This is a genomic window from Dyella sp. PARNA 12/25, from assembly GCF_055702865.1.
In genome coordinates this window covers 99,940-120,381 of record NZ_JBVQCI010000006.1, presented here as the reverse complement: position 1 = coordinate 120,381, position 20,442 = coordinate 99,940, and the positions used below count along the sequence as shown (strand labels likewise).

17 protein-coding genes are annotated in these 20,442 nt (G+C 57.3%); 15 read left to right on the top strand and 2 right to left on the bottom strand.

What is annotated here, in order from left to right:
* The first annotated feature begins 163 nt into the window (after positions 1 to 163).
* From AC0GUR_RS13555 to AC0GUR_RS13495, 13 genes are all read left to right on the top strand, one after another.
* A complete protein-coding gene (locus AC0GUR_RS13555; protein WP_472878019.1) occupies positions 164 to 1,195 on the top strand; it encodes an IS110 family RNA-guided transposase in 1,032 nt (343 codons plus the stop codon).
* A 354-nt stretch (positions 1,196 to 1,549) separates the two neighbouring features.
* Positions 1,550 to 2,575: a hypothetical protein gene (locus tag AC0GUR_RS13550; RefSeq protein ID WP_472878018.1), complete on the top strand. Its 1,026-nt coding sequence runs from the start codon at positions 1,550 to 1,552 to the stop codon at positions 2,573 to 2,575.
* A 160-nt stretch (positions 2,576 to 2,735) separates the two neighbouring features.
* Positions 2,736 to 3,314: a methyltransferase family protein gene (locus tag AC0GUR_RS13545; protein ID WP_472878017.1), complete on the top strand. Its 579-nt coding sequence runs from the start codon at positions 2,736 to 2,738 to the stop codon at positions 3,312 to 3,314.
* 576 nt (positions 3,315 to 3,890) lie between these two features.
* Positions 3,891 to 4,796, top strand: a complete 906-nt coding sequence (locus AC0GUR_RS13540) for a hypothetical protein (RefSeq protein ID WP_472878016.1) — start codon at positions 3,891 to 3,893, stop codon at positions 4,794 to 4,796.
* Between the two features lie 65 nt (positions 4,797 to 4,861).
* Complete coding sequence (locus tag AC0GUR_RS13535; RefSeq protein ID WP_472878015.1) at positions 4,862 to 5,257, top strand: hypothetical protein; 396 nt, start codon at positions 4,862 to 4,864, stop codon at positions 5,255 to 5,257.
* 136 nt (positions 5,258 to 5,393) lie between these two features.
* The gene (locus AC0GUR_RS13530) at positions 5,394 to 5,942 is read left to right on the top strand and encodes a hypothetical protein (RefSeq protein ID WP_472878014.1); all 549 of its coding nucleotides are present in this window, start codon (positions 5,394 to 5,396) and stop codon (positions 5,940 to 5,942) included.
* Positions 5,943 to 6,075: 133 nt separating this feature from the next.
* Positions 6,076 to 6,279, top strand: a complete 204-nt coding sequence (locus AC0GUR_RS13525; protein ID WP_472878013.1) for a hypothetical protein — start codon at positions 6,076 to 6,078, stop codon at positions 6,277 to 6,279.
* 145 nt (positions 6,280 to 6,424) lie between these two features.
* On the top strand, positions 6,425 to 7,189 hold the full coding sequence (locus AC0GUR_RS13520) for a hypothetical protein (protein WP_472878012.1): 765 nt from the start codon (positions 6,425 to 6,427) through the stop codon (positions 7,187 to 7,189).
* A gap of 1,188 nt (positions 7,190 to 8,377) precedes the next feature.
* A complete protein-coding gene (locus AC0GUR_RS13515) occupies positions 8,378 to 8,794 on the top strand; it encodes a hypothetical protein (protein WP_472878011.1) in 417 nt (138 codons plus the stop codon).
* A 163-nt stretch (positions 8,795 to 8,957) separates the two neighbouring features.
* A complete protein-coding gene (locus tag AC0GUR_RS13510) occupies positions 8,958 to 9,716 on the top strand; it encodes an ankyrin repeat domain-containing protein (RefSeq protein WP_472878010.1) in 759 nt (252 codons plus the stop codon).
* 106 nt (positions 9,717 to 9,822) lie between these two features.
* Positions 9,823 to 10,482, top strand: a complete 660-nt coding sequence (locus AC0GUR_RS13505; RefSeq protein WP_472878009.1) for a hypothetical protein — start codon at positions 9,823 to 9,825, stop codon at positions 10,480 to 10,482.
* A 532-nt stretch (positions 10,483 to 11,014) separates the two neighbouring features.
* Positions 11,015 to 11,563: a hypothetical protein gene (locus AC0GUR_RS13500; RefSeq protein ID WP_472878008.1), complete on the top strand. Its 549-nt coding sequence runs from the start codon at positions 11,015 to 11,017 to the stop codon at positions 11,561 to 11,563.
* 108 nt (positions 11,564 to 11,671) lie between these two features.
* Complete coding sequence (locus tag AC0GUR_RS13495) at positions 11,672 to 12,100, top strand: hypothetical protein (protein WP_472878007.1); 429 nt, start codon at positions 11,672 to 11,674, stop codon at positions 12,098 to 12,100.
* Positions 12,101 to 12,930: 830 nt separating this feature from the next.
* Here the strand turns inward: AC0GUR_RS13495 and AC0GUR_RS13490 are convergent.
* Positions 12,931 to 13,962 carry an IS110 family RNA-guided transposase gene (locus tag AC0GUR_RS13490; RefSeq protein ID WP_472878006.1) on the bottom strand — a complete coding sequence of 344 codons (1,032 nt, stop codon included), beginning with the start codon at positions 13,960 to 13,962 and terminating at the stop codon, positions 12,931 to 12,933.
* A gap of 367 nt (positions 13,963 to 14,329) precedes the next feature.
* Complete coding sequence (locus AC0GUR_RS13485) at positions 14,330 to 16,804, bottom strand: arylsulfatase (RefSeq protein WP_472878005.1); 2,475 nt, start codon at positions 16,802 to 16,804, stop codon at positions 14,330 to 14,332.
* A 746-nt stretch (positions 16,805 to 17,550) separates the two neighbouring features.
* On the opposite strand from AC0GUR_RS13485, the gene AC0GUR_RS13480 reads away from it, so the two are divergent.
* Both AC0GUR_RS13480 and AC0GUR_RS13475 read left to right on the top strand, forming a co-directional pair.
* A complete protein-coding gene (locus tag AC0GUR_RS13480) occupies positions 17,551 to 18,978 on the top strand; it encodes a sensor histidine kinase (RefSeq protein WP_472878004.1) in 1,428 nt (475 codons plus the stop codon).
* 202 nt (positions 18,979 to 19,180) lie between these two features.
* Positions 19,181 to 19,912 carry a response regulator transcription factor gene (locus AC0GUR_RS13475; protein WP_472878003.1) on the top strand — a complete coding sequence of 244 codons (732 nt, stop codon included), beginning with the start codon at positions 19,181 to 19,183 and terminating at the stop codon, positions 19,910 to 19,912.
* The last annotated feature ends 530 nt before the right edge of the window (positions 19,913 to 20,442 follow it).

Sequence of the window (20,442 nt, the reverse complement as noted above, 5' to 3'; positions counted from 1 at the left end):
AGCCGCTCAACGCAGCAATGCTTCCGCTTGCACGTCTATAGTGTGTTGCGTTGACCGGCTGAAGTCGCGAACCATAGCAATGAGATGGACTCCTCTCCGTCTTCGGCATCAAGTGCCAGACTGGAAGCGATAGAACCAGTCGCGAACGAAGAGGAGTCCACTCATGAAGCTTACGCGCATTGGAGTCGACGTGGCCAAGCAGGTCTTCCAGGTCCACGGGGTCGATAAGCAAGAGCAGCCGGTATGGCGTCGCCGCTTGTCGCGAGATCGTTGGCTGAAGGCCGTGTTAGATGTGGCCGGGCCGGGTTGTGAGATCGGCATGGAGGCGTGCGGCGGTGCGCATCACTGGGCGCGGCAACTGCAAGCGCGCGGTGTTCGCGTGAAGTTGATCGCGCCGCAGTTCGTGAAGCCGTACGTGAAGAGCAACAAGAACGACGCGAATGACGCCGAGGCGATCTGCGAGGCAATGAGTCGGCCGAGCATGCGCTTCGTGAGCGTGAAGAGCGTCGACCAACAGGATCTGCAGGCGATGCATCGGGTGCGAGCGAGCTTGGTGGAGCAACGCACCGCGAAGGGCAACCAGATTCGCGGCTTGGTCGCCGAATACGGACTGGTTGCGTCCAAGGAAATGTCATCGCTGCGCCACGCCATCCCTAACTGGCTCGAAGATGCGGACAACGGTTTGAGCCTGCGCTTCCGGCAATTGCTCGATGGTTTGTGGGGCGACCTGCGTACGCTCGATGAGCGGATTGCGGAACTGGACGGCCAAATCAACGAAGCGGCCAAGTCCGATCCCAATGCGCGTCGACTGCAGCAGTTGCGCGGCGTGGGTCCTGTCGTTGCCACGGCGCTGGTGGCGTGCGTCGGTGACGCCAGGCAATTTGCCAACGGCCGACAGATGGCTGCGTCGCTGGGGTTGACGCCACGGCAACACAGCTCGGGCGGCAAAGATCGCCTGCTGGGGATCAGCAAACGAGGCGATGCCTATATGCGCTCGTTGTTAGTGCACGGTGCGCGCGCCATGTTGCGAACGGCGCCGCGTCATGACGATCCACTGAGTCGCTGGGTCACCCGCCTCTCGGCCCGCGCTCATCCGAACGTGGCCTGCGTTGCGATGGCCAACAAGACGGCACGCATGGCCTGGGCCATGCTGCGCCATGGAACTAACTACCAACCGGCCCTGGCGGCCGCCTGAGAGGAACGTCCGAAACCATCTCTTCCACGATTGCGAAGCTCCCGAGTGATGACGTACCGGTCGGACCGGCGTCGGCAAACCCCTGAAATGTCCGTGTGCTTCGAGCACGCCATAGCGATTGGGAGCCGATGCGCGACTAGCTCATCGTGGCCCGGCACCGCCTGGCGGTGCAGCATCTAGAGGCCGGATATACGTAGGCAGTCGACACGGACGCCAGGGCTAGGGGATGCTTGGCAAAGGGGAGGAGTCCATATACGGACATTACGCACGATGGATGTGTCGAGCCGATACAGAGAGCCCATTGTCTTGAGCGTTGTTACGTTGGCTTCAACTTCACCATATTGGGAGACTCTGTTGATCGCCTTTGCTGCGCCAGTCCTGATTCTTGTCACCACGCTGGTGATCGTCCGAATCTGCTCAAGGCTAGGTAAAGAGCAGGCGTCTCTACGGATTTGCACAGTGGCCAGCTTGGCGAACATGATCCTGGCGGGCGTCATGGCGCACCCAGTGCCGGCCCTTGCCGACGGGGTGGCATCCCTGCCCACGAACGGCAGACTGCTCTATGTGCAGCAACGGGATAGCGGCTGCGTCGCGGGTTTGTGGGACACCAAGGAAGGGAAGGCGCTATTGAATTCGGTCGTGACCAAATGTCCCAAGGCAGTGAGCTTGACCGCACATGCACGTGTTCTTGTATTGATCGGCGACGCCGGTCTCCAGACGTTCGATCTCAACACCGGCCAACTCGGAACGCCGGTACCGTTGCCGGATGGCGTGCCGATGAATCTGAATACGCAAGCGCTTCTTGCCGGCTACACGCCAAACGGTGCGCTGGCACTGCGAGTGGTCGTGGGTAACGGCGATTCATCGTCAGACGAACGCCTCTACCTTCGCAAGGATACGGCCTGGACGGTAGTGGAGCAGGTGCATTGTCCTCCACCCCAGAACGGCTGTCCGTTCAAGCAGGCATTCGACTCTCATGCCCTGGACGACTTATCCGGGAAGGGGCGCGACGAAATCTGGAGCGATGCGGTTGCAGGCGATCCTTACGTGGCGAAGCGCATACCGAAGAGCGTCGCCTTAGCACGTTTTGATGGGAGCATGAGGGAGAATAACGCTATCGTGTTCCGGATCGACGGGCGCTACACCAAGCTAAGTTATCGCGCGATGGGCGACACCGTCGACGGCGTCGTGACCATGGGTTTGGAGCTCGAAGCACCTGATGATCGTCTTCTCGACATCACGAACGTCCAGTTCGACGCGAAGATAAGGGGGCGTTATCTGCTGTTCTATCCATTCGCCAGGGGAGGCACGCAGCTTTATGACCTCGGTGATGGCAGCGTGATTCTGGACCGACTCACGGACGCCGGCTGGCTGAACTGAGCCGCGACCAGAGGCTTCGAATTGGGGATAGTTGGCGTCAGCTTGGCCTAAAGCTTGACGGTAGCGAAAGGTCCGCTTCCGACCCAAAGCAGACATTGCTCGGCAGGACTGACCTAAGGCAAAGTCAGCTATCAAGCGTAACTCCAACGAAAGGAATCGCATGGATCCCAGATTCGGTACCGCCCTGAACGTGGTCTGGTTGACTCTCCTTGGCTACTGGCTATGGAGCGCTCGCCGAGTGAAACCATCGGCGCAAACCGAGTCTCTGATCAAGCGCTTCGTTGCCTATTGGTTGCCATTGATTGTCGCGGTAGTGCTCCTTGGTCCGGGCGAGTGGTTCGCGGGATGCCCACTCAGGGAGCAGTTTGTGCCGCACTCCATGGCCTTTCAGTCACTGGGGCTGTTCCTCTGCATTGTCGGTGCAGCTATTGCCTGTTGGTCGCGACATCTCCTCGGTGAGAACTGGAGCGCCACAGTTCAACTGAAGGACGATCACCAGTTGATCAAGAGCGGGCCCTATAGGGTCATCCGACATCCAATTTACACGGGGCTCTTACTGCTATTCCTCGGCAACGCCGTGCTTGTAGGTGACTGGCGTGGGCTTATGGCGGTCGCCATCGTGTTCTTCTCGTTCTGGTGGAAGCTTCGTCTCGAAGAACGCTGGCTGTCCGAACTCTTTGGTGAGGCATACAGTCAGTATGCCGCCCGAACAAAGGCGCTCATTCCCGGATTGTTGTAGTAGACGGATAGCCAACGTCCGCTTCCGACCCATTGCGGACATCAGGGAATACCCCAAATTTCTATCCCTTTGGCAGGTGAGGCAATCAGATGAAGGTTCGGTTAGCGAGTCTGATCATCCCCTTTCTATTGGGGTCATCTGGAGCCTCAGCGGCATCCCCTGGCGCTGCATTTGTCTTGGCTCGGTTGGTGGGCGTTGAAGATGTCACGCCGCCCACGCACACCATCATTATTGATGGGACATATCGCCTCACCTTCAAGCCTGAAAAGGTTCTGCTTGGGGAGGCGGCTGAGGAGCAAGTACGCGAAATCGTTACTTCTGCTCGGCCCGTGACCGGGTTCGACTACTACTTGCTAATAGACAGAGCGAACGGTCAGGTGCGCGTCTCTTGGTCCGGCGCATCGGTTAACGGCATATGCATAGATACTGGTACAGCCGATAGATTTGGTCTTTGGTCAGCTATACGGGATCTTCAAAAGAAATATCCCTGCAAGCAGAATTGAGGGACGTCCGCTTCCGACCCATAGCGGACCTAACGGGTGATGATCTTTATAGTCACGTTCTAGGGAGGAGGACATGCGATACAAAAGGATTTTTGCTTTTGCGTGCTTGCTGGCCGTCGCGTCGCCTGGCAATGCATTCTCAGCCCAGCCAGCGTCACCTCAGACGGAGAACCCCCAAAGCATCGCAACACAGGAAGCCTTCCAACATGCCGTTGACGCACAGCGCGCCGCTATAGCCAAAGAAAATTCGACGACTCCGAGAGTTCCCTGGGCTGGCGACTATTATTTCGGCGATGGTGAGGGCGCGAACGTGTCCCTATCTATCGCGCCCGTTTCTGGCGTTGCTGCCACATGGCAGGGATGCCTTGGTACCTACACCGCTAACAAGGGAAGGGTGATTCCTCAAGCGGACGGCAGTCTGATGCTGAAGTATGAGCAGCCCAACGATCAGAGGGGTATCGGCTTTGCTGACCACGTAGTGCCTGTCGCCTGGGGCGAACGCATGTACATGATTTCCGAGAAGGAACTTCCCGCGTTCGCCAGCGCAGTGAATTTTGGTGATGAGCCGCGGAAAGAAGCGCAGGGCTTGTTTCTCATGCGCAAGGGAGATGAACGGCGCAAGGTATTCGGCATGCCTATCCTGCCACCTGCTCAGCAGTCGCTGATTCACGAAGTGCCGTTGGAAGTCGGCGTGGTTTCAGCGCATCGGCTGCACGATAACCATGCCGAGCAATTCGAGTGCCGGTATCGGGTGGAACTAGACCACGGTGCTAACGACGGTCTGGCGGCTGGGATGGACCTTCTGGCGACCGGAGTCTGTGCAGGAAATCGCATCACCCTAGAACAAACGACACCAACTCGCGCCGTTGGCACCATGAACTTGTTCGGCGATGAATGCACCAAGCCGGATCGGCGGCCTTCAACCAAGACTCGCTTTACAACTGGCGCTTATCGGGGGATGTCGTCGAACGACCCATAGCGAACCTAAGGTAGGCGTCCTGGGTCAGTTACATTGATGCAACCCTCTACTAACAGGAGTAAGTAATGGGCAAGTTTGTTCTAGCTGTAGGCCTCTTTTGCATCGCATCACTAGCTTTCGCCGAAGGCACGGCTGGCGGCAGTATGGCGACCGACTGGAGTCACGCGCGTCCCAAGGTTGAGATTCAAGTAAAGCGCACAGAAGGGGTCGATACCTACGCGGTGACGGCATCCATTTCCGACCTTCGCTCAGGGCGACTCTTGGCAGCGCCTAAGGTGACGACCCGCGCGGGTATGCCTGCAAAGATCGAAGTAGGGGCAAAGGGTGCACCAGGCCTTATTTCGGTGGATATCACGGTTACGGTAGATCCGTCTGGACCTACTGCCAGCTACTCCAGTGATGTTCGCGACAATGACGAGGTGATCAGCTCGCAGGCTGTGACGCTCGCTGTTTCAGGTTGAAAGGACGGGTGAGGCATCTCGCAGTTAAGCAATTGAACCGTGGCGCAGAGAGGGTCCGCTTCCGACCCGAAAACAGCACCTCCCCGAATGGGGTGGTGCTGTTCCGAGATACCCTGGGCTACAGGCGGAGAAGAAGATGCGGATCAATTTTCGTGCAATCGCCACATGTCTCCTTGTTACCGTGGGACTTTGCTCTTGCGTAAAAGCGGTGCCTTCAAAGCCAGCAAATCAAGGCGATGTAAATTGGAAGGCCGTGGTGGATCCGGGTCAGCCTCGATACGTGCTCAATCCAGACCAGGTCGCGACCGACGTGACCCCGGTGGATCACGTGGCGGTCGAATATCCCTCCGAGCTTGTTGCCCGTAACCTGCCGCCCGCAGATATCAGCGTTAAGGTTATCGTTGACACCGATGGTGAAGTCAGCGAAGTGCGAAGTGTTGATCCGGAGGTGCTGAATGACGTTGTTGCCGCAACCTTCTTTAGAACGGTGGTAGGTGCTGTTGGTAACTGGCACTACAACCCACTCGTCGTATCAAATTGGGTGCAAGGTGATGACGGCAGCATGCATAGAGTCGCGGCAAAAACCGTCCCTTTCAGCATGGACTATATATTTCACTTCGAGATCGTAAAGGGTGTGCCTTCCGTAGCTGAGAGCAAGAAGCAGAGTGCTGCCCCGGGGACGTGAACTAATGCCCATGGGCGCGCGGTTTAGTTTGGGAAGAGCATGGCTGGGTTCAAGGCGGGGCTGGTGTAAGGTCTGCTTCCGACCCATAGCGGACCCTACGCATATGCTGGGTAGAGAGCTGTAAGGGGGCGGCATGGGTGACAAGATCGCGACTGCACTGTTTTGGCTTGTCGCTGGGGCGCTGACCATTTTTCTGCTGTTTGCCGTTGCCGGCGAGGTCCTTCGAGGCCTTGGCCTATGGCAGTTGCTCGCAGGAACCTTTGGCTTGATTGCTTTGGCCTTCGGCCTTCGTGAGTGCGTTCAGATTTTGCGGGGAAAGCGGGGTTCCAATAGTTGAAACGAGAGCCCGCTTCCGACCCTAAGCAGTCTCGCAGCGGTCCAGATCCGAAAGGGAGGGTTCAATCCCAACTGCAAACAGGGCGGTCTGGGCTTTTAAGAAAAAGCGATTCCCATTTGATAGATGAATCAGCAGGGGGGGTGAAATGTTCTTCTTCGTGGTCTGGGGTAAAAAGCAAATTCGTCGAAGCATGGGATATGTGGCCGACTTTTGTCCGATATCTCGTGATCCAAGGCCTTTTCGGGTCGGTCGCATCGCGATCGCTGCGCATGTTTTTTATATCCCCCTAAGGGAGGAACGGTTGATAGCGCACTATCGGATATGCACTGACTGTGGGGTGCAGCTCAAGGCAAATATCGAAACCTATGAATCCATGTCGAAGCGACGAGCCGACTTCGACGCACTTTGCGAAAGAACCAACCCGAAGCTAATTGAGGCCTGTGCTAAACGCCTTCGCGCTGAAAAGGAAGCCGAACTCTCGATAGACATCTCCACTATTGAAGGGCGTGCCGCAATGATTCAACGATCTTTTATGGCGATATCGCCACTAGTAGAGCAGCGCTTTTCTTCAATACGCTTAGATAAAGAAACCTGGTTAACCGTGGCTGCAGCCGCTACGGCGATGTTTCTGTCGCGCCCGCTCGTCGAATTCTTAGCTCCTGGACGAGTAGGTGCCGTATTTGAAGGTTTGCTTGCGGTAGGCACCATTGGTGTTTTCTGGATGTTTTTGACCTCCAGTCACCGCTTTATGACGCGTAAGATCGTGCCGCCGCTAAGCAAGTCGCTCCAGCCGTTACAGCCTTCTCTTTCGGAGATCAATGCGGCTCTTTCGAAGCTCAAGAACATGCGATACAAAATTGGCTCGAAATTGCGCGCCGAAGAATTGCTGAATGCGATCCGAGAGATTTGATGTGCTTACCTTCGAGCTACTCTGGCAACGATTGAGCATTAGTCGTGTGTCTGCTATCGACTGCGAGCTCAACCGGTCAACGCAACACCCCGACACTATGCCAGCAGACGGTACGTTGCGATGGCGTCCGGAGCTCAGACTCATTGCTCCAAAGCCAGCAGGCGGGAAGTACCTTAATTCCAGGGGTGATCTAGCTTATTGGCAGTGCGGGATCGTTAGTCGGACAGTCCTTGGCGCGTAGTAGGTTGATATTCCACGCAAAACGATTTCATCAATGTGTTGCGTTGACCGGTTGAAATCGCAACCCAGAGCGGACAGTTCACCACGAAGGGAGATCGTAGCAATGCGGGTTCCGTCTATTGTGGCTATGAGCGTTGTGTTGCTCGCATCTTGCTCGGACCGCCCGCTGAGAGGCTCGGTCGAGCAGTCCTCGGACGGGGGGACATACCTCGCGGTCATGAGTAGCAGCGGAAGCGCCTGCTTTCCAATCAGAATCGACGGTAACGTCTGGCCTCACAAGCTTGGAGAGGCTGCGCGGATAGCGCCAGGATCACACGCGATCGGCTGTGGAGATGTAGACCCGTCCATTAATGAAAGAGAGAACGGCATTCTGTTCGAAGTTAAAAGTGGCACCGTCTTCAAGTTCGATTATTGGGGGCCGTGACAGGGTCGGAAGGTCCGCTTCCGACCCAAAGCGGACATGCGCCATAAGCTGAGCGGGTTCGATGCTCAATCTGGGGAGAGTTGATGCACAACGAAGATCGTTGCCCAAAGTGTAAGGCGACCTTTCGACCAACGCTGTTCGAATACCTGCCGCCCCGCGTTAGCAGGCAACAGTACAAGTGCCCCCATTGCGGTACGTGGCTCACCATTGATGGGCGGACTCGACTCATCATGTTCTTCGTGATGTTCGGCGTTTGGATGGGTTTGACCTGGCCGGTACTCCTGAACTTGCCGCTAATTCACCGTGTAATTCCGATCGAAAACCCGATCGTCGCAATTGTTGTGGCTGGTATCCCGATACTGGTGTCCTTGCTTGCAACTGTGTTGGTTATCCGCCGTGTTGCGGGTTGGATAGTGTCCCCAAAGTCTCTATGGGATCTTCCGAGTTGGGTTCACAGGGACCGCTGAATGCAGCAAGCTAATGTCCGCTTCCGACCCATGGCAGACGTCTACTAAGGGGGAGATATGGAGCTTCAGGATTTCATTAAGCAATCGATTGTCCAAATCGTGAACGGTGTCGTAGAGGCCCAGAAGGAAGTTGCCGAGAAAGGCGCATCCGTCAATCCGAGTGGACTTCGCCTTAAAGATGACCAGATTAAGGGTCACGGCGTTACAAACGATGGCAATGTCACTCAACACATCGAATTCGACGTTGCGGTGACGACGACTGAAGGGACGGGCACTAAGGGAGGTATCGGCGTAGTTGCCGGGGTGCTTGCTCTTGGAAGCCAAGGGCAGTCTTCGGAGTCGACCCAGGCAATGAGCAGGCTAAAATTTACCATCCCAGTCCTGCTTCCCGCCGATCACCGCAGTGATAGGGAGGATGCCCGACGCGCGAGCAGCGCGGCAATGGAGCGCGCAGCCCGTCATGGTTCAAGGTGAGATCTCCGAAGATTGCTGGCGCTGATTGCGCTTTGGATGTCGCGAGTCTTATGTCCGCTTCCGACCCGAAGCGGACTGTTTTGGGCGTCAGGATCTGACCCCGATCATTGCGGTGCGATGTGATCGAGTAACTAGATGAGCTTCACTTAGGAGAGCTAAGGCAATGCAGGGGTTTTGGGGCTATCGAGCAAAGGCTTGGTTGTTGTGCTTCGCAATGACCCTTACTTCGTTGGGTCATGCGCATACGGAAGTGGGCGGAATGACGGCACAACAAGCCTTCCCTGAAGAGCGCTTGGCTCGCTTGGTGGTCGCAGTCAATCGTGGCGACTATGCGGAAGCGGAGCATCAACGTTTGTCAGGCGCCGACGTGAACACGGTCGGCAAAGAAGCAATTTCCCCATTGCTGTGGATCACAATCGCGAGTCTGGATGCCAAGAAGATCGACTATCTGTTGAGCATCGGAGCTGACCCGAACTATCGGACCGACGATGGCATGTCGGCGATGTATCTCGCGGCCGCCTGGAAGAGCTCCGACTTGCTAGAGGTACTCCTGGCGCACGGTGGCGACGTCAATCTGACGGGGATGAAGGATGAACCCCTGCTCTTTGCCGCCGTGAGGGGGCGAAGCGACGAAAACGTTCGGGTATTGGTTCAGCACGGTGCCGACGTCAATAGGACGGACCGCGTCGGTGATACCGCCGCGGGCATAGCGGTGGCACTTGGCCGTTTCGACTACGTCGTCTTTCTCTTGGAGCACGGCCTTACTCACAACCTACAGGTCTTGGCGAAGGGCGTGGAAATTTGTCACGTACCCCCTGATTCCGAGGCCCAGCGACAGAAGGACCAGGTCATCGCGATGCTGAAGGAGCGTGGCGCGACATTTCCTGCGTTTGTTCCTAGTTCACAGATTCACAAGCCCTAGATATCTAGCTCAGCAAGGTCCGCTACCGACCCGAAGCAGACACATTTAGCATCCAGGTTCGGGGTCGAAGTGAGCCAGGACCAAACATCGTCCCTAGGGGAGGGATATGCAACTCAATGATGTCAACCTAGCCGTGCACATCAGTCTTGGCGTGGCCGGTTTGATTTGCGGAATCGTGCCTTTGCTGTCGACCAAAGGGGGGCGAATTCATCGACGCAGTGGCCGAGTATTTGTCATCTTGGCCGGCATCGTTTTGGCAACGGCGGTGTTAGCCGATATTTTTCTGGACGAGCCACCGGCGTTAATCGCTGCGACGCTTTCTGCCTGCTATCAGTATGTGAGCGGCCTGCGCGCATTGGCGCTGCGAAGTCGGAGTCCATCGGCCATCGATATCTTGCTTGCTTGTGCCGCACTGATGGGGTGCGCCTGGATTGCCTTGTCGAAGAGCGTGGGCACTGGATCTTGGTCTCCCATGATTGGCTATTCAACAGCGACCTACGTGGCGTGTATTGCGCTCTACGATTTGAGCCGAACGTTCTGGGGAACGTATTGGGTCCGCTATGCCCGGCCAATCGATCATGGGATAAAGATGACCGGCTGCTATTTCGCCATGCTGTCATCTGGGGCCGGCAACTCGTTAAGGCACTTCCAACCGTGGAGCCAGGTCATTCCGTCCTCGCTCGGCATCGTGGTCATGATGGCATTACTTGTAAGCTACAAAGCCAGGCGAACGAGCATTCCGGAGGCAGCCCAGTCGCCTTCTTGATGGCCGCTTCCGACCCGAAGCGGACATAGTCAATCCTGACCAAAAGTGGTGTAAGAAGGACTGGCACATCGTTGTTAAGGGGAACAACTTTGCTCATTCATAGGACTTGCCCCGTCTGTGAGCGGGCAATCGAAGTCAATGTTTGGGACTTTGTGCCGTCGCGTTACTGGAAGGACTTTCGATGTCCCTTGTGCAACGAGTGGCTTGCCACAGGCTTATGGGCGCGATTGCTCTTTAGCGCTGTCACAGTCGGGGTGAGTTCACCACTCGGCATCTTTGTGTGGGTGAGGATTGAGCGAAGTGGCGTGCTCAATCGAATGCCGTTCCAAGGCGAAGACGGGAAGAAGCTGGGTCTCATCTTTGCTGCCGCAATCATCGGGTCGCTCGTAGCCCTAGGGATTTGGTGCGGCGCCTGGGTCATTGGCAAAGTGTCAGAATTGAAGAAGGCAGATTCCGTGCCCCCATGGGCCTGGTGATGTGGGCCAGAAGTCCGATTCCGACCCAAAGCGGGCCGAAGATGAGGAGAAGAAGCATGGACCAGACAGTGGAAGGTCAGACCTTTGAGTGCTTTGGCGGTCGACTGGTGAAGACTATCTCCCTCATTGCCCTTGCGCCGGCCGCCTTCTTCTACTGCCTTGTCTTCGGCCAAGTCCTGTACGGTCCTGACCTCTATAACCAAGAGTTCCTGTTTATTGCAGGGGCCTTCCTGGTGATGTTCTATGTCGGCTGCCTTAGCTTAGTCGCCCTCTCCGATACGCGCGTTGATACAAACGGCGTCTGCAGGCGTTCTTTCGGCAGTACCTGGGCGACCGCGAAATGGTCCGACGTCACCCTCGTCACCGTCCGAGACGCCCAAGGGCGAAACCTGCCCGAGCCATTCAAGGCGATTCAGATCATAGGCAAGGTCGAATCCCGCTTTCCCCTCTGGAGCAGGCAGCGGTTGCTACTCGATACGAGGGTAGAGATGCCTGGACAATTCATTACTGCCTTGAATCGCGCGATTACACAGTATGCGATTCCGGTTGAGATCCAGGATCAATCGGGCGTAACTGTGGCGGCCACGCGCATACCCTATACATAGTCGATCGAAGCGTCCGCTTCCGACCCAGAGCAGACATTGGATACGATCTGCTAGTAGACAGGCCCTTGAAGGCATCCAATCCCGATGATTGAGGCACGGCGAAATCATGTGAGTTACTCGGTCAAGACACCATTTCTCTTCTGGTTCGGCGCTTCGACTCTTGCGTTGGCACTCTTCGGTGTCATTTCGGCCTGGGGCAATTGGCTAGCTGTATTTATGCTGTGCTCGCTGTTTGGCAGCCTGGGAGCTGCTCTTCTTCTCATGTCAGCCCATGTGTTGGCAGACGAGAATGGATTGACTGTTAGGCGACCTCACAAGCAAGCGACTCTAAACTGGAATGAACTTGTCGCTGCTGAAGTTGGTGGCGGAAATCTGGTTCTCAAAACCAAGGGTGGCCGGATCGTGGCTCCTTCTTTTGAGTTTTGGGTTGGGAAAGACAAAGCTTCACTCCTAGCCCTGGTTGCCGGCCAACTTCGTGAGCGCCGAATCACCATCCGGACAACCGCAGGCGCCGCATTCACCCCGGATGATCGATAAGCTAGAACTGTCTGCTTCCGACCCGAAGCGGACCTTATACTCGGGCTCAAGCTTGGTTCGTGGCTTGGCCTAACTCAAAGATTGGAATCCTTCAGGGGGATGGGATGTACGAAGACAAATGGCGCCGATTCCGGGTGTGGACCTACGGTTCCTACGGGATGTTCGCCTTGGGTATCCCCGTCGCCTTTGCGCTCTCTTTTCCGTCGTTCGGTAACGCCAATAACTATTTCGTTCCATGTTGGTTCGGCGCGTCGTTTCTGGTCAGTTGCGTCGCAAAGGCGTTCCGCTGCCCGCGATGCAATAAGCGCTTCTTCATGCCCAACTTTCTCGCATACAGTGGTCTTTCAAAGAAATGCGTGCACTGCGGCCTTCCCGAGTGGGCGACTGAAGACAGTGGGCGGAAGCACGAGAGAAGGCCCGGCAATGCCGACTAGATGACTTAGGGATGTCCGCTTCCGACCCGAAACGGACATGATCTCCGTTGCGATGCAATAACGGTCCCAGGTTGAGTTTTTGCCTTGCCTATAAGTCAACCGGGTACCGTCTTTGGGGACGGGTCGCTTTTGATGGTTTGAGGGTGCCGCCGAGGTGCGCTCCATAGCGCCATCACTGACAGCGACACTCGCCAGAACACGCATAGAAAGAATCAGCAAAAGCCGACAGGCAAACGCCGAGACCATTTGCTAGTTTCGGCGTGTCACTCGCGGGGTCACCGCAACCGGCTGCACGAGTGACCGTGACAGTGATGTCACGAGGCGCGGGCCGTGTGAGTTGACGCTCACACGACCCGCTAACCACAACCAACTTCGAAGAGTTGATTATGGCTACGCTCAGGCGGCCGCCAGCGCCGGTTGATAGTCGGTGCCATGGCGCAACATGGCCCAGGCCATGCGCGCCGTCTTGTTGGCGAGCGCCACGCAGGCCACGTTCGGATGGGATCGCTCCGCCAACCGGGTGACCCATCGGCTTAAGGCATCGTCCTTGGTGGCGGCTGTGCGCAACATCGCGCGAGCGCCATGCACCAGCAGTGCGCGCACATAGGCGTTACCGCGCTTACTGATGCCCAGCAGTCTTTCCTTACCACCGGAACTGTTCTGTGCCGGCGTCAGGCCCAACGACGCGGCGAGCTGACGACCGTTGGTGTATTGCCGGGCATCGCCCATCGCAGCCACCAGCGCCGTGGCGATCATTGGCCCCACACCACGCAGCTGCTGCAGGCGCACTGCCGCCGCGTCGGTTTTGGCCATGACGGTAATCTCCTGATCAAGCTCGGCCACGCGCACATCGAGCAGCATCAGGTCGTGCCACAAGCCGTCGAGCAAGTGGCGGAAGCGCGTCGTCAGTCCGTTATCCGCATCTTCCAGCCAGCGCGGAATCGCGCAGCGCAGCGACGACAGTTCCTTGGGCGCCACCAGGCCGTACTCAGCGACCAGGCCACGGATCTGATTGCCTTTAGCCGTCCGTTGTTCCACCAGACCGGTGCGAATGCGGTGCACGGCCTGCATGTCCTGCTGCTCGATCGTCTTGATGGGCACGAACGTCATACTCGGCCGGCTCATCGCTTCGCAGATGCCTTGCGCATCCTTGGCATCGTTCTTGTTGCGCGGCACGTACGGCTTCACGTACTGCGGCGCCATCATCTTCACGCGAAAACCACGCGCCTGCAGTTGCCTCGCCCAATGGTGGGCACCGGCGCAGGCCTCCATGCCGATCTCACATCCCGGCTCGGCCGCTTCCGTCACCGCTTGCAACCAATGGTCTCTCGATAGGCGCTTGCGCCACACCGTCTTCTCTCGCTGATCCACGCCGTGGACCTGGAACACGTTCTTGGCCAGATCGACCCCAATGCGCTTAAGCTTCATGGGTGGACTCCTCTTCGCCGTTGACTGGTTCTATCGCTTCCAGTCTGGCACTCGATGCCGAAGGCGGGGAGGAGTCCATCTCATTGCTTTGGGTTGCGAGCTCAACCGGTGAACGCAACACCCCGACACTGCGCCAGCAGAAGGTGCGTTGCGATGGCGCCCGGAGCCAAGACTCATTGCTCCAAAGCCAGTAGGTGGGAAGTACCTTAATTCCAGGAGTGATCTAGCTTATTGGTAGTGCGGGATCGTTAGTCGGGCAGTCCTGGACGCGTAGAAGATGGATATGCCGCGCAAAACGATTTCATCAACGTGTTGCGTTGACCGGTTGAGCTCGCAACCCGAAGCGGACAGATTCGAGGGTCCAGTGTTATTCCGAAATAGCCATGGCGTGCTCTGTCTCCCGAGTTGCCTTTGCGGCCGCATCAGCGACGGCTGAAGGCTGTGGCTTCAGGTCAATCACTACCTTCTTGATGGTTCCATTAAAGACAAAAGGCGATTCGTAGTCCGTGCTGACTGGCGAACCGGTGTCCATGCCAATATCGAATGTCTCATCGGCGGAAAAACGCCCCAGAACCGTCTTGTCAACACGGGTCTCAGCGACCTTCTTGTCACCGACAAATAGCGTGGCCGTGCCGCCCTTGCCTACGCCGCCGCCGTCATACTTGAAATCGACGCGGACGGTTTGTGGGCCAGGGGCTAGCTTGGCTGAGCTGCACATCTTGTAACGCGCCTGTGAGAACCAGTTGTACTCGTAGCAGGGTTTGCCGCCTTTGATGTAGAGCGCGTATCCACCCACAACGCCACCTGCCGCGACCAGTGCACCATCCCCGCCTTGGGGTGGCATGTCGAAGTAGGCCGTGATGGTGTGCGAGCGATTCTTGATGTTCGCCGAGGAACTCTCCGGAATGCGCGTTGCACCTGCGAAGTAGATGAAGTTGGTGCGGCCTGCGATGAGGCTTGGCCTGAGGCTCGGATCGGCGCGCTCGATGAAGCGATCATCCAGGGGAAGCACGTTGTACTTTTTCGCCTCGACCCAAAATAGATCCTGCAACTGTTTCAGCTTGTCCGGGTTCTTGGCGGCAAGGTTGTCCGCTTCGCTGAAGTCGTGATCGACGTCGTACAACTCCCACGTATCCTTGTCGAAGTCGTAGCTGCCAGCGTTCTCCCATGGCAAGCGGCCATGCCGGGCGACGGCAATCCAGCCGTCATGATAGATGGCTCGGTTGCCGAACATTTCGAAGTATTGAGTTTGTCTACGTTCCTTCGCCTTGGGGTCATCGAAGCTATAGGCCATGCTGACCCCCTCGATGGGTTTCTGCTTGACGCCATTCAACTCCGTGGGCTGTTGAATATGGGCCACGTCAAGAATCGTCGGGACAATATCGATGACGTGGTGAAATTGCGTCCTGACGCCGCCCTTGTCCTTGATGCGGTCAGGCCATGAAATCACCAGGGGGTTGCGCGTGCCGCCAAAGTGCGAGGCCACCTGTTTTCCCCATTGAAACGGCGTATTCATCGCCCAAGCCCAGCCGACAGGGAAATGGTTGTACGCCTTGGGTCCGCCTATCTCGTCCATATGCTTGACGACGAAGGCCGTGTCTTCGGGCTGGCCATTCAGTGATGACATCTCATTGAAAACGCCGGTGAGCGTGCCTTCCATGGAGGCGCCGTTGTCACCGATCTCCCAGATCACCAGCGTGTTGTCCTTCTGGCCCGTCGCCTCCAGCGCTTCTAGTACGCGACCTACTTCGTAGTCGGTCTGGGCCGTATACGCGGCAAACGTCTCCATCAAGCGCGCCTCGACTCGTTTTTGATCGGCCGATAGCGAGTCCCAGGCAGGAATTTCCTTGGGCCGGGGCGTTAGCTTCGTATCCGGAGGGATGACGCCCATCTTCAACTGGCGCTGATAAGTTTGCTCGCGATACTTGTCCCAACCTTGATCAAACTGACCCTTGAACTTCGCGATCCATTCCTGTGGCACATGGTGGGGGGCATGCGTGGCGCCTGGTGCGTAGTAGACGAAGAACGGTCGGTCAGGAGTGACTGACTTCTCCTGATGGATGTAGCTGATGACTTCGTCGGCGAGGGAATCATTGAGGGTGTAGTGGCCCAATTTGCCCTTGGGAATGATCATCTCCACAGGCGTATTGTCGCGATAGAGCGCGGGTGACCACTGGTTGGCCTCGCCGCCGACAAAGCCATAGAAATGATCGAAGCCCTGGCGGCTCGGCCACCGATCGTACGGGCCGGAAATGCTCGTCTCCCAATCGGGGACATTGTGGTTCTTGCCGATCCAGGCGGTGCTGTAGCCGTTCTGCCGCAGGATCTCCGACACCATCCCGGCGCTGGCCGGAATCTCCCCGCTGTAACCAGGGTATCCGTCGCCAATTTCGGTGATCACACCGGTGCCGGCTGAATGGTGGTTTCGACCGGTCAGCAAAGCGGCGCGGGTCGGCGAGCACAAGGCTGTCGTGTGGAATCGCGTAAAGCGCAAGCCTTCCTTAGCGAGTCGATCGAGATTCGGTGTTGGGATCTGGCCGCCGAAAGTGCTCCACTGACCAAAGCCCGAGTCATCAATCAGTATCAACAGGACATTGGGCGCGCCATCCGGTGCATGGACGACTGGGATCTTGTCCGGCTTCGAGTCTTTGTACGTTCGGCCGATGACACCCTTGAAAGGTGGTGGCGGTACGGGAAGCACGTAGGGTGTTTGCTTAGTCGCTGCCGCCCCTTGCGCAACAGCGATGTCGGGAAGCAAAGCGTTCGATGCGATACCCCACGCCAAAGTTGCAAGCGCGGTCAATGACATATTGCGAACCACACAGCAGAGCCAGGGGAACATGACGGGCCTCTCCGAAGTGAGCAACTGGGGTGTGGCGGCAACTCGTCGAAAGCTTTCGGTGCAGCACGCCATCCTGGCGATGGGTCGTAGGTTGTGGCGACGTATCGACCATGCTCCACCCGCCGTGATGGCTACAACAACGGTAAGGACACGCGGTTCGCCTAAGCAAAAGTACTTAGTTTGCTGGTATAGACCTTGCTTTCAAGCAAGTGACTGCACAGTTTTGAGTGTCCGCATCCGACAGCGGATGCAACCGGTCGCTGCAACATTCCTGCTGCTCGCGCAGTCTTTAGTGTGTTGCAGCGATCGGCTGAATCCGCAACCCGAAGCGGACGCTTTCCGTTGCGCCGGACGAGGGCGATCACGAGATGCCGCTCCAACGGCTTGGGTGATGGCCGAGCGTGGCGTGACGGCCGAAAGTAAAGCGGACCCAAGGCGACGTTGGTGGCGAGGCTTGAAGTAGGTCCGGTCGGGCGCTGCCCTTGCAATCTTTTGGCCGCCCCCCCTTTTTTGGTGGGGGTGGCGAGGTCGCTACTTGATAGACTGGGAAAAGGGGTTGAATCGCGACAAGAGGGTAGGGCTCAGAAGTGAGTCGCGGTGACAGATGGTTATGCCACTGAAGGATGGAATGGCACCCCAGCCAACGGACCACTGCCCTCGGCGAGACATCTGCTCGTTGGAGATCATTTGCGGTCTCGATGCTGCCCCGGATGTCGCGTTCCAACAAAAATTGTGGTGAGAGATTTATGTGGCGCCGATTGCGCAGGTGGCTGAACAAGACGCCCATTTCCGATCCTATCGAACAGCAGGTCGCGTCTTTTATGCAGCTGCTGTTCGCTACCGTCGGCGTCGTCGTGCCAGCGATCAAAATTGCGTTTTACGTCGCGATCATCCTTGGCGCATCAATGCACCGGGAACAACGTCTCGATCAGATTCTCGATCTTGGCACTGACGCATTGACAACCGTAACCGCCTGGATGGGTCTATTCCTGATCAGGCGTGGCCATTTCCGGCAAGCCGTGCTGCTTTTCCTGAGCGTCCTGCTTGTGTCCTTTGCGATCGGCGAAATGTCCCCTGGGATGGTCCAACCTGGGGGCGATCCAACCCCTTGGATCGTTCTCGCCTTAGCTGGGCAAGTCCTCGGACGTCGAGCGTTGTGGACGACTTATCTGGCGCTACTCGTCTGTATGGCCCTGGGCGCTCTCGTGACTGTCATCGTTACACACGCGCCAGGCCTTTTGACGATCGCATACCTGCGGCTGCTGCGCGCACTGATTTTTCTTCTCATCGCCGTCATCGTGGACCAGACGATGGCGCCGCTTCGCGCGGCCTTGACCGAGTCCCAATTGCGAGGGCAAGAACTCGAGAAGCTCAACGCTAACCTGGCGCAAGAGATCGTCATGCGCGAAAAGGCCCAGGATCATCTTATTCATGCCCAGAAGCTTGAAGCTGTGGGCCGCATCGCCACCGGCGTGGCGCATGATTTCGATAACGTACTGAACGTCGTGCTCGGCTATGCGGCCCATCGTGACCGCCTCGCCGATCGCGGCATGCGAGCGGTGATGGACGCGATGGAGGACATTGAGCTCCAGGCCAGACGTGCGCTCTCCATTAGCCGCAAACTGCTCAACTTTGGACGCAAGGATGTTGTCCGGTCTCAAACCTTCGATGCGGCGATAGCGGTGCATGAATTGCAGCCGATGCTTCGCCAGTTCTTCGGAGCGAGCACTCGCGTTCGGCTGGAAGCACCAAGAGACGGCCTTCCGATAAAAATGGATCGAGGCCAGTTTGAGCTGATGCTACTTAACTTGGCTGCAAACGCCGCCGATGCCATGCCGCACGGAGGGGAGTTCATCATCAGGCTGGCTGAGGACGTTCGTGAAAAGTTGCTGACTCTGGCGGTGCAAGACACCGGCCACGGCATGAGCGAAGAGGTCCGGCAGCGAGTGTTTGAGCCCTTCTTCACGACCAAGCTTTGGGGCTATGGCACGGGTCTTGGTCTTTCCGCGGTATACGACATCCTTACCGCTGCGGCTGGCAACGTGACGGTCGACAGCAGACCAGGAGAAGGCACCACATTCGAGCTGCGACTGCCTCTGATAACTCATGACTACACTGATACGGAGCGAGCCCGGATTGCCTTAAGCGCTGCGCGTGACAGGGTCGCGTTGTAAGCCTCCCGGTAGCCCGTGCGAATCCTGACCCAACCCGCGTCCGTCGAGGTCCCTATGTACGAGACCGACAACTCGCGCTCTCTCGCAGCTGCATCGACACCGGGTTCTAGCGGCATGGGGTATACCTCCTATTGTCAAGCCAATGCTGAATGTCATAGGTTGAAAAGGCACCTTGGCGCACACCGTATTCGATGAAGTGACGATGTCCGATCCGAAGCGACACGACTTGTCCGCGGCGACACCCGCCCTCCGCGTTGCGATCGTGGAGGATGAAGAGCGCTTTCGCGAAGCGGTACTCGTTCCAGGGCTCTGCGATTTTGGCTTCGACGTTGTGGGCGTCGGTTCCGCTGGCGAGCTCTACAAGGTCATGCTTTCGCGCCAGTTCGACATCATCGTGTTGGACATCGGCCTTCCAGACGATAGTGGGCTGAATGTCGTCCGACACATTCGACAACTCAACGCGAACATCGGCTTGATCATGCTCACGGCCAGCAGTGAGCGTCAGGATCGGATTCAAGCACTCTCGGAAGGCGCGGACATGTATTTGCCCAAGCCGATCGACGTTGACGTACTTGCTGTGACACTACGCAGCCTCGCTCGCCGCCTCACGGCCGTGAGTGAGGCGGCCCCCGCCGCACCGAGTGAGTGGCACCTGGACCCCACCGGCTGGTGTCTCGTGGCACCGGACGGGACGATTTTTGCCCTGACGTCGTCAGAGCGTTTCATCGTAAATGCCTTGATGGAAGCCGATGGATCGCCGGTGACGCGCGACGCGCTCATTGAGTCCTTGGGCGAAGATCCGCACCTATTTGATCATCATCGCCTCGACATGCTTGTCTATCGCCTTCGCCGCAAGCTCAGCGATGCCAACTGCGGACAAAACCCGATACTTACGTCGCGTCGAACGGGATACCTGTTCGTCAAGCGACCGTAGTTACCCGGCGAGCAAATCCGCTGCTTCACCTCATCCTGAGCGATGCCCCTAAATGGGGCCGGACGAAGTTCATACACAGCATATCGAGAAGTCGAACTTCCCTCGCTTTTCATTCGGTCGTGCCGCGATAGCGGACATCGGTGATCCTGACTGCATAGCGTTGCGCGACGCGTACGCCATTCATGCCATGTGACCCATCGCAACGACGGGCGTCGCTCAATTCGCGAGTGGCTGGCCGACATCTCGCCGCACCATGTCTCGCGCCGGTTTCATGTCGGGAGACAGAGACCCTATCGCTAAATATCCAGGTGACCAACCACTACCCATGCCGCCGCGGGCAAAGCTCACCGGTTTTGGTTAGGTAGCGCGATGTTACGTGGGTGACAACGATCACTCTCGGGTCGATTGTTGCATCGGGGAGAGTCGCTGGGTCACTGGCGATTCACAAGTGAAGTCAACAACGGCGAGCCGAGCCTTCTTGTCGGCACTCACGGGGGAGCGTGGGTACACATGCGCACGGGGGCCGTTGC